General features: G+C 62.0%; 6 protein-coding genes and 3 pseudogenes. 6 read left to right on the top strand and 3 right to left on the bottom strand.

Annotated features, from left to right (window positions below; translation table 11 throughout):
* The 4 genes and pseudogenes from QMX85_RS16080 to pncB all read left to right on the top strand — a co-directional run.
* Window positions 1-578: pseudogene (locus QMX85_RS16080) on the top strand (type VI secretion system tip protein VgrG); the annotation flags it as partial.
* A 32-nt stretch (window positions 579-610) separates the two neighbouring features.
* Window positions 611-3,349, top strand: coding sequence for a hypothetical protein (locus QMX85_RS16075; RefSeq protein WP_282342495.1), 2,739 nt, complete (start codon window positions 611-613; stop codon window positions 3,347-3,349).
* 1 nt (window position 3,350) lies between these two features.
* The gene (locus tag QMX85_RS16070) at window positions 3,351-3,869 is read left to right on the top strand and encodes a hypothetical protein (RefSeq protein WP_282342493.1); all 519 of its coding nucleotides are present in this window, start codon (window positions 3,351-3,353) and stop codon (window positions 3,867-3,869) included.
* Window positions 3,870-3,959: 90 nt separating this feature from the next.
* A complete protein-coding gene (gene pncB / locus QMX85_RS16065) occupies window positions 3,960-5,165 on the top strand; it encodes a nicotinate phosphoribosyltransferase (RefSeq protein ID WP_282342491.1) in 1,206 nt (401 codons plus the stop codon).
* 70 nt (window positions 5,166-5,235) lie between these two features.
* On the opposite strand, the pseudogene QMX85_RS16060 reads toward pncB, so the two are convergent.
* A pseudogene (locus QMX85_RS16060) lies at window positions 5,236-6,284 on the bottom strand (fatty acid desaturase).
* A gap of 110 nt (window positions 6,285-6,394) precedes the next feature.
* Between QMX85_RS16060 and QMX85_RS16055 the strand changes: the two are divergent.
* Window positions 6,395-7,402, top strand: coding sequence for an AraC family transcriptional regulator (locus QMX85_RS16055; protein WP_282342490.1), 1,008 nt, complete (start codon window positions 6,395-6,397; stop codon window positions 7,400-7,402).
* 57 nt (window positions 7,403-7,459) lie between these two features.
* On the opposite strand, the pseudogene QMX85_RS16050 reads toward QMX85_RS16055, so the two are convergent.
* Window positions 7,460-8,403 (bottom strand): annotated as a pseudogene (locus QMX85_RS16050) (AEC family transporter).
* A gap of 45 nt (window positions 8,404-8,448) precedes the next feature.
* On the opposite strand from QMX85_RS16050, the gene QMX85_RS16045 reads away from it, so the two are divergent.
* Entirely contained in the window at window positions 8,449-8,850 is a 402-nt protein-coding gene (locus tag QMX85_RS16045) for a GFA family protein (RefSeq protein ID WP_282342489.1), read from the top strand.
* Here the strand turns inward: QMX85_RS16045 and aroE are convergent.
* Complete coding sequence (gene aroE, locus QMX85_RS16040) at window positions 8,847-9,671, bottom strand: shikimate dehydrogenase (RefSeq protein WP_282342488.1); 825 nt, start codon at window positions 9,669-9,671, stop codon at window positions 8,847-8,849. The genes QMX85_RS16045 and aroE overlap by 4 nt on opposite strands.
* Window positions 9,672-9,691 lie beyond the last annotated feature (20 nt).

Below are 9,691 nucleotides of genomic sequence, written 5' to 3'. Positions count from 1 at the left end.
CCGGCTACAACGAACTGCGCATCGAAGACCGCAAGGGTCAGGAACAGATCTATCTGCACGCCCAGCGCGACTGGGACGAAAACATCGAGCACGACCAGAGGATCCGCATCGGCCACGAACGCCACGATACAGTGGAAGCCAACAGCTACACCGAGCTCAAGGCCGAGGAACACCGCACCACCCACGCCGACCGACGGGTGGAGGTCAGGGCCGATGACCACCTGGGGATTGGGGGGAGTCAGCACCTGAAAGTTGGCCTGGCGCAACTGATCGACGCCGGAAACGAGATACATCTGAAAGCCGGCCAGAAGATGGTCATCGAAGCCGGCACCGAGCTGACCCTGAATGCCGGAGGCGCCTTCATCAAGCTCGATCCGGGCGGCGTTACCCTCAACGGCTCGCTGGTCAGGATCAACGCCGGCGGCTCGCCGGGCCATGGCACGGGAATTGGCCTCAAGCCGCCAATCCTGCCGGGCGCGGCAGACAGGGACAGCGCCGGAAACCTCCTCGACGAAGGGCTGAAGAACAGCCTCGAAGAGCCGCCTAAGCCACGGCGGATGCTGAATTTCAGCAGTTGAAGGTAGCGCGACTCAAGGATGAGACAGGTACCATGACCGAACAACAGAAGATCACCAACTGGAGTTACCCCTTCAAGCCCCGGACCGCCCCTGGCGCCGAGCCGACCGAAGATGTCTGGCTCTACCAGCAGGCCCTGGCCAATGCGCTGGGCGGCCATTATCCGCTGGGAACGAACGGCCTCTGGCACGGCGGCGTGCACTTCGACCAGGGCACCGCGGGGCTGCTCGACCAATCCTCGGTGTATTGCATCGCCGATGGCGAAGTCATCGCCTACCGTATCGACGAGCGCTACCCGGTCTCCGAGTACGAGTCGGGGCCCAAGCCCTACTCCACCGGCTTCGTGCTGGTGCGGCACCGCCTCGAAGTGCCGCAGCCCACGCCGGCCAACGCTTCCCAGCCGACCGCAGCAACCTCGAGCCCGGCCCCCTCGCTGACCCTGTTCAGCCTCTACATGCACCTGCTCGACTGGGATCACTACGGGCTGGAAGGGGCACCCAACCCGCCCTCCTTCATAAGTGAAACGCTCTACACCGTTAAGCCCGCCAAGGCCACCGACCCCACACTCGGACTGCGCGTGCGCGCCACGCCGGGTAACGGCCCCGTCACGGCCCTGTTGCCCAAGGGCACCCGGGTAGAAGTAGGTGACGCCCACCCGGGATCGCCGAAATGGCGTCGCCTTCTCAACGTGATCGAAGGTGCCGCGCTTCCTTCGCTGGCAGCCTGTGGTAGCGGCTGGGTCTTCACTGGAGAAATGGAATCGACGCCCGCGCCCAATGTCTTTCTGGTCGGCGAACACGCCAACGACCATGAGCCTAACCTGGCGCCACAGCGTGGCCTGAACGTCCGCAAGACCGGTCGCGGAAATGCCAGCGACGCGAAAACCGGCCTGCTTCCCGAGGGCACCCGCGTCTCGCTGGAGCCGGGAACCACACCCTACCGCAAGATCAAAGCCATTATCGAAGGCACGGCGCTTCCGCCACTGGCCGACAACAGCGTCCGGAACATCCACGGCTACGTGCATTTCGACTCGCTACAGGCGACGCAGGCCACGCCCATCTGCGGAGTGGTTCACCTGCTGGACCCAACCTACCCCATCAAAGCCGGCGAACTGATCGGCCATCCGGGCCACTACCAGAACCATAACGACGGTGCCCCGCAATCGCTGCTGCACCTGGAGCTGTTCAGCTGCGACGACGTCCCCGCCTTCATCGCCCAAAGCCGAGCCCTGGCCAGCGCGCTGCCTGCGGAACAGAAAACCCAACTGAAGATTCACAAGGGCGCGAGCAAGCTGATCCCGCACCGCGAAGGCATCGACGCCAACCACCCACCCTCGATCACCGATGCCGGCACAACCATCGGGGTAGACCTGATCATTCCGATCAGTACGCTGGAACGCCTGCCGCCCAGCCACAAGATCAGCCTCAATACAGCCACCAACCCCGGCCCGGTCACCCACTGGTGGCGCCTGGATAACATCCTGGCCGACAACGACGGCAACCCCATCAGCGGCTGGCTGGCCGAACAGGACCTGATCACCACCCGACACAGTCCGTGGGAGTGGGAGGGGTTCGAGTGTGTTGAAGATAACGCCTGTAACGCCGATCACCTGGCGTGCCATCTCGACACGAAAAATCTGCTGCAGGAGTCGGAACAATCCCGATTGCAGAGCCAGATCACTACCGCCGACGAAGGCAAGCTTAAGACTCGCCTTTACGAGATCATCGATGGGACCGATGGAAGTGCTCGTGACAACAAATTGAGCATCACAGAAATACAGGCGGCACTAAGGAAGCGTTCGAATTTACAAGCTATCTCGCGGCTTATCTGTAATTATGAAAGTGAGTGGTTGTGGTGTGATGACAAGTGGAGCTCTCTAGACTCAATAGTTGGTGAAGAAACTCAAGCTAACTGGATGATTGAGAAATCCAGAATCAAGAGGCTATCTTACTGGGAAGAAGCAAATCTCTTCAAAAGCCGAACAACGTGGCATTTCCATCCGATAGAAACAATAGTACAAAGAATAGAAATAGAAGCCATAATAACTCTAGCCATGTTGAGGGCGGCGAACCCTAGCGGGTCAAACGAGTTGCATGAGGAAATTCTACCGTTCTTGAACAAATACGCCAGAATCTATAATTTAATTTCTTCTAAAGAAATAGCCCACTTCCTTTCCCAAATCTCACATGAGAGCCATCTGAAGACAGTATCTGAAAACCTTGTATTCAGCCCAAAAAACATGCGAAAGACATTCGGCTGCAAGCAACATTTCGGGCAAATCACCTACAACGCCGATACAGACGAATGCAATTTTGGAAGACTAAGGGAAAAGCTTTGGACAGAGGAAAGCACCTATTCATTTAACGCCGAAAATCTTGGAAACTATGTCTACGCTAATAGGATGGGAAATGGAGATGAATCAAGTGGTGAAGGTTACAAATACCGCGGGCGAGGAATAATACAGATAACCGGAAAAGACGCCTACGAGAACTTTCAGCGGATCCACAATCAAAACAACCCTGATGATACTGTCAACTTTATAGATAATCCAGATTTAATAATCTCGTCTAAAAGCTATGCCGTGGAGTCAGCTTTTGTATATTGGTTCACTAAAAAAAATGGTTCCGGTCGGTCGCTGTCGGACGTAGCAAAATCTGGAACGGTATCGGAAGTAACTCAAATTGTGAACGGCGGCCAAAATGGATACGCCGATAGGAAAACTAGATTCAATGCAATAGCAAAAATAATCAACGTACCGCAAGAGCTATCATAGTATGAGGCCATACATATACCTAATGTTTTTTCTGATACTTTCGCAGATATCTTACGGGCAAAATACATACAAGCAGGACAAAAGCATAGTTCACGGCCCTTTTAGAAATCCAATAATCGAAAATAGCAATATATACTTCTCAAAATCCCAAGAAACTAACTACCCATTGTATTTGATACTAGAAAACACCGGAGCACATGATAATGGACTTGTAATAGACAAATACGAAACATCAGGCTCTGACCCACATATCGAATCAGCCTTTTTCTTTCCAATTAAAAAGGAAAACAATCTCCTTGTCATAGTTTCTTGGGAAATCAATAGTCGCGGCTTAGGCACGTACGGGATTCTCTATCAAGTCTATGCATACAAAAAAAATAATAATTCGCTGGTAAGCAACAGGATTATAAGCTCAGACTCCCACATGACAGGCATGGAGGGATATATAGAAGGCGTAGAGTCAACATTTAAATTGAAGACTGCCAGCGACGTTAAAGCCTATATCAAGAAAAACCTCTAGGCACAAAAGCATCAATCAAGCCTTACACCTCATGCCGTATTAGGACAAGATGCCCCACGACCCTGTCCCAAACGTCATCAGGAGCCACCCATGCGCGAAAGCGTATTCGCTGAGCGGATCGTGCAGAACACGCTGGACACCGACTTCTACAAGCTCACGCAGATGCAGGCGGTGCTGCACAACTACCCGAATGCGGAGGTGGAGTGGGAGTTTCGTTGTCGCAATGATGAAGACCTGCGCCCCTATCTGAGCGAGATCCGTCAGCAGATTGAGCAGCTCGCCGATACCTCGGCGACGGCCGATCAGATCGGGTTTCTCGAGCGGATTCCCTTCATGAAGGCGGACTTCATCCGCTTCCTCAGCCTGTTTCGCTTCAACATGCGCTATGTGCAGACCGGCGTGGAGAATGGCCAGGTTTTCGTTCGTCTGCGCGGACCCTGGCTGCATGTGATCCTGTTCGAGATTCCGCTGCTGGCGATCATCAGCGAGGTGCGCAATCGGGCGCGTTATCCGGGCGCGTTGCTGGAGCAGGTCAGCGAGCAGCTCTATCGCAAGCTCGACTGGCTGCGCAAGGAAGCCAGCGACGATGAGCTCAGCGGCTTCCAGCTCGCCGACTTCGGCACGCGGCGGCGCTTTTCCTACCGCACCCAGGAAGAGGTGGTGCATATCCTCAAGCGCGATTTCCCCGGGCGGTTCGTGGGCACCAGCAACGTGCATCTGGCCCGCGAATACGACCTCAAGCCGATCGGCACCATGGCCCACGAATGGCTGATGGCGCACCAGCAGCTCGGCCCGCGGCTGATCGACAGCCAGGCCGCCGCGCTGCAGACCTGGGTGCAGGAGTACCGCGGCCAGTTGGGTATCGCTTTGACCGACTGCATCACCATGGATGCCTTCCTGCACGACTTCGACCTGTACTTCGCCAAGCTCTTCGACGGCCTGCGGCATGACTCCGGGGACCCGTTGGCGTGGGCGGAGAAGGCCATCGCGCACTACCTCAGGCTGGGCATCGACCCGCAGACCAAAACGCTGATCTTCAGCGACGGGCTGACCTTCCCCGCCGCGCTGTCGCTGTATCGCCAGTTGCACGAACGAATCAATGTCAGTTTCGGCATCGGCACCAACCTCACCTGTGACATCCCCGGCGTGGAACCGATGAACATCGTGTTGAAGATGATCAGCTGCAACGGCGAACCGGTGGCGAAGATTTCCGACACGCCAGGCAAGAGCCAGTGCAAGGACGAGAGCTTCCTCGCCTACCTGCGCCATGTGTTCCGCGTCGACGGCGGGCGCTGATCCAACGGCGCCAGCTGAAACAAAACGGCCCGGTGATTCCGGGCCGTTTCGTTCATGCCTGACGGAGACGTCAGGAGGTCGCCGGCGCGCCCTGGGCGGCGGTTTCCTCCTGCTTGTGCCACCGGTTGGCCCGGGCAAAGGTGCCGAAGTCGTTGAAGCGTACACCGGCATCGCGCATTACCCGATGGGCCAGCGGCGCGGTCATCTGGCGAATGTAGAAGGGCTCCTTCACCACGAAATGATGGATCGCGTGGGTGCTGCCGAAGTTGAAGCAGAACGCCTGCAGCGGCCACATCCACCAGAGGTTGAGTACCTGGGTCTGCTGGATCACGTTGCCCGGCTCGACGTCGCCGTAGTAGTGCATGTTGGAGCTGACGAAGTGCAGGTGCGCAGCACGTTGGGGCCGACCAGCACCACCACCGCGATATCGACGATGTTCATCACCTCCAGCGTGGTCGCCGACCAGGCCACCGGTGCGCCGAGCAGGCCGCTCGCGCCATCGATGGCGTGGAAGCCGAGAAACAGGTACCAGGTGCCCCAGTTGAGCAGCGCCAGCGGCGCATAGACCCTGAGCGTGCGCGCCAGGATGCTGCGTTTGTGCGCCCAGGTTTTGGCGCGCAGCATGCGGATGAGCGAGGACATCACGTTGTCGCCGACCATCAACAGACGGGCGATACCCCAGGGCTCGCCGTTGGTGATGGCGCGCTCCTCCATGTCGGTCTCTGTACCGGAGACCTTGTGATGGTTGAGGTGCAGGTGGCGGCGAATCCACGGGTTGATGGTGCTGGGCCGCGCCATCCAGACCAGCGCCAGCATCAGGTTGTGCGGCACGCGCTGCTTGCGGAAGTACATCGAATGGATCAGGTCGTGTTCGAGCTCATGGGTCAGCGAGGCGAAGAAGGCATTCGCCAGCAGGCAGGCCCACCAGGCAATCGCGCCATTCAGGTAGAGCAGCGCCGAGCCGATCATCCCGGCGAGGGCGAAGGCGAGGATGCCGGCGCCCAGCGCATCCTGATGGTTGAGGACAGGGTAGCGCCGGCGCAGTTCGACGCCGCGCGCCATCACCGCTTCACGGATGTGCGCAGAGCGCTGCTGATCGGTCAGGGCAGTGGGGTTCATTGGCGTGTCCTTTTGTTATCGTCTGTTGAGGCACGTCGCTACTCTGCGACATGCTGACGCGGATCGCCCGACCCTGGACGCCAACCTGTTGACCGGACACGCCAACCTGCATGACTGCCGAACCCACCACCCTGGCCAGCTGGACCCGCGCGCTGCGCAAGCAACTCGACGCGCTCGGGCTGGACAGCGCCGCGCTCTGCCGGGAAGCGGGTCTCGACCCGGCGTTGATGGATGACCCCAACGCGCGCTATCCACTGTCCGCCACCACGCGGCTCTGGCACCTGGCGGTAGCGGCCAGCGGCGATCCGGCGCTGGGCCTGAAGATTTCCAGCTACGTCAGCCCGACCACCTTCCACGCGCTGGGCTACGCGCTGATCGCCAGCACGACCCTGCGCGAGGTGTTCGAGCGCATCGTGCGCTATCACCGGGTGGTCAGCGATGCGATGGAGCTGGACCTGCGCGAGCGCGACGGGCACTACGAATTCCGTTTCCGCGTACCGCCGGGCAGCCCCGAACCGGCGGCCGAGGCAATGGACGCCTTCGCCGCGATCTACGTGCGCACCTGCCGCAACCGTCTCGGCCGGGACTACGCGCCGCAGGCGGTGCACCTGAGCCGCGCCGAGCCCGCCGACAGCCGTCCGTGGCAGGAGGTGTTCCGCGCGCCGATGCATTTCGGCGCGGCGGAGAATCGCCTCGAATTCGCCCGCATCGATCTCGAGCGACCGCTGGACGACGGCAACCCCGAGCTGGCCGCACACAACGAAACCGTGCTACAGAAGACCCTCGAACAGCTGCAGGCGCCGACCTGGACACGTCAGGTGCGCGCGGCGCTGGAGGCGCGCCTGCCGGACGGCGAACCCTCGGCCGAAGCCATCGCCAGCTCGTTGCACCTGAGCCTGCGCAGCCTGCAGCGGCATCTGGCGGAGGAGGGCGTCGGCTACGAGGCGCTGCTGGCCGAGACCCGCCGTGCGCTGGCCCTGCGCTACCTCGACGACCCACGCAACGCGCTGGGGGAAATCGCCTACCTGCTCGGCTTCGCCGACACCAGCAGCTTCAGCCGCGCCTTCAAGCGCTGGACCGGGAAGACTCCCAGCCAGTACCGGGAGGCGGGACGCTAGCCTCGCCAGGGGGGCGCCGCACGTGGCGCATCCTGGCGAGAGCCACGCGCACCGCGATCAGACCAGCCCCCGGATACCCGCCAGCACCAGCAGCAGCGAGCCGGCGGCGAGCAGCGTCTGCAGGGTGATGATGCCCGCCATCAGGTGGCCGTCGCCGCCCAGCTGGGTAGTCAGCACATAGGACGTCGGCGCGGTGGGCAGGGCGAAGAACAGGATCAGCACGCTGCTTTCCAGCGTCGGCAGACCGCTCAGACGCGCTACGCCGAACGCCAGCAGCGGCATGGCCAACAGGCGTACGGCGCAGTTCCAGCCCAGCGCCGGGACTTCCCCGGCGAGCTCCTGCGGGCGCAGCGCCGCGCCCACGCAGAGCAGGCCGAGCGGCAGGCTGGCGGCACCGAGCATGCTCAGCAGACGCTCGCTGCCGCCGGGCAGGCCGACGCCGCAGAGGTTGACCGCGGCGCCACCCAGACAGGCGAGAATCAGCGGATTCTTCAGGATCGGCAGGGCCAGCGAGCGCAGGCTGACGCCACGCTCGGCGGTCAGCGCCCATACCGACATCACATTCACTGCTGGCACCATCAGCGCCAGCATCAAGGCCGCCAGGGTCAGCCCCGGCTTGCCGAACAGGCTGCCGACCACGGCCAGCCCGAGGTAGGTGTTGAAACGCAGCACGCCTTGGGCGAAAGCGCCGAAGCGTGCCGCCGGCCAGCCGCGCAGGCGACGCATCAGCAGCAGCCCGAGCCAGGCGACGCCCAGTCCGATCAGCACCGCCGCGGCCAGGCGCGGCAACGCCGGGTTGTCCAGCGGCGCGCTGGCGAGGTTGCCGAAGAGCAGGGCGGGGAACAGCAGGAAGTAGTTGATCCGCTCGGCACCGGGCCAGAAGGCTTCGCTGGGAAAGCCGCTACGCCGCAGAAGGAAACCGCCGATAATCAGAGCGAACAATGGCCACAGGGCCAACAGCAGATCAGTCACGGGAACCCCCGGTGGTAGTGGAGGCCAATCCTGGCGAGCCACGCGGCGGTCGGTCAATGGCCGAGGAGGAATTCATGCGGGAGAGTCACCAGGGCGGCTGCCACTGCGGCGCGCTGCGCTACCGCTTCGCCGCGCCGCTGCGCGATATCGCCCACTGCCACTGTTCAATCTGTCGGCGCACCAGCGGCGGCCTGGTCACGACATGGATCGGCGTGCCGCTCGACACATTCGAGTGGCTGCAGGGCACGCCGGCGCAGTACGCGTCGTCCGACACCTGCACCCGCTACTTCTGCGGCACCTGCGGCGCCCAGCTGGCGCTGTTCACCCGCCTCAGCCCGCAGACCCTGGACGTGACCATCGCCACCCTGGACGAACCGCAGCGGGCGCCGGCCGACCGGCACATCTGGGTGACCACCCGACTGCCCTGGCTGACGCTCGACCCGCACTTGCCCAGCGAGGACGAAGAAGCGCTCTAGCCGGCCGCCAGCTGCCGGCGCAGCTCCGTCAGCACCGGCGCGCTGTCCGGGCGCACGCCGCGCCACAGCAGGAAAGCCTCGGCCGCCTGCTCCACCAGCATGCCCAGCCCATCCAGCGCCGCGCGCGCGCCGTGCTCCACGGCCCACTGACAGAACGCCGTCGGCTGGCGGGAATACATCATGTCGTAGCACAGCGTGTGGCCGGGCTCGATCAGGCTGGCCGCGATCGGCGGCACCTCGCCGGTCAGACTCGCCGAGGTGCCGTTGACGATCAGGTCGACCGGCGCGTCCAGCCAGTCGAAGCCGCTGGCCATGATTGGCCCGAGGTCGGCGAACGCCGCGGCCAGCGCCTCGGCCTTCGCCACGCTGCGGTTGGCCACCACCAGTGCCTTCGGCCGTTCGCCGAGGAAGGGCTCCAGCACGCCGCGCACCGCACCGCCCGCGCCCAGCAGGAGGATGCGCTTTCCGCTCAGCGAGAAGCCTGCGTTCACCGCGAGGTCGCGCAGCAGCCCGGCGCCATCGGTGTTGTCGCCCAGCAAGCGACCGTCGGCGAGCTTCTTCAGCGTGTTCACCGCCCCGGCGCGTTGCGCCCTCGCGCTGAGCTGGTCGGCGAGCTGGAAGGCCTGCTCCTTGAACGGCACCGTGACGTTGCCGCCCAGGCCCTCGGCGAAGAAACGGCGGGCGAACCCGGCGAAGTCGTCCAGCGGCGCCAGCAGTGCCTCGTAGCTGAGGGCCTGGCCGGTCTGTTCGGCGAATAGGCGGTGGATCAACGGCGACTTACTGTGGCCGATGGGGTTGCCGAAGACGCAGTAACGGTCCATGGAAGCGGCTCCTCGAAGGG

This window comes from Pseudomonas sp. PS02288, from assembly GCF_029959715.1.
In the GTDB taxonomy this organism is placed as follows: domain Bacteria; phylum Pseudomonadota; class Gammaproteobacteria; order Pseudomonadales; family Pseudomonadaceae; genus Pseudomonas_O; species Pseudomonas_O kuykendallii.
Note: the sequence above shows the minus strand (reverse complement) of the source record. Positions and strands in the feature narration are given on the sequence as shown.

Bases quoted from the DNA above. Each gene is read 5' to 3' on its own strand.
- aroE (WP_282342488.1), bottom strand. From the start codon at position 9,671: ATGGACCGTTACTGCGTCTTCGGCAACCCCATCGGCCACAGTAAGTCG.
- pncB (WP_282342491.1), top strand. From the start codon at position 3,960: ATGCGCGAAAGCGTATTCGCTGAGCGGATCGTGCAGAACACGCTGGAC.
- QMX85_RS16075 (WP_282342495.1), top strand. From the start codon at position 611: ATGACCGAACAACAGAAGATCACCAACTGGAGTTACCCCTTCAAGCCC.
- QMX85_RS16045 (WP_282342489.1), top strand. From the start codon at position 8,449: ATGCGGGAGAGTCACCAGGGCGGCTGCCACTGCGGCGCGCTGCGCTAC.
- QMX85_RS16055 (WP_282342490.1), top strand. From the start codon at position 6,395: ATGACTGCCGAACCCACCACCCTGGCCAGCTGGACCCGCGCGCTGCGC.
- QMX85_RS16070 (WP_282342493.1), top strand. From the start codon at position 3,351: ATGAGGCCATACATATACCTAATGTTTTTTCTGATACTTTCGCAGATA.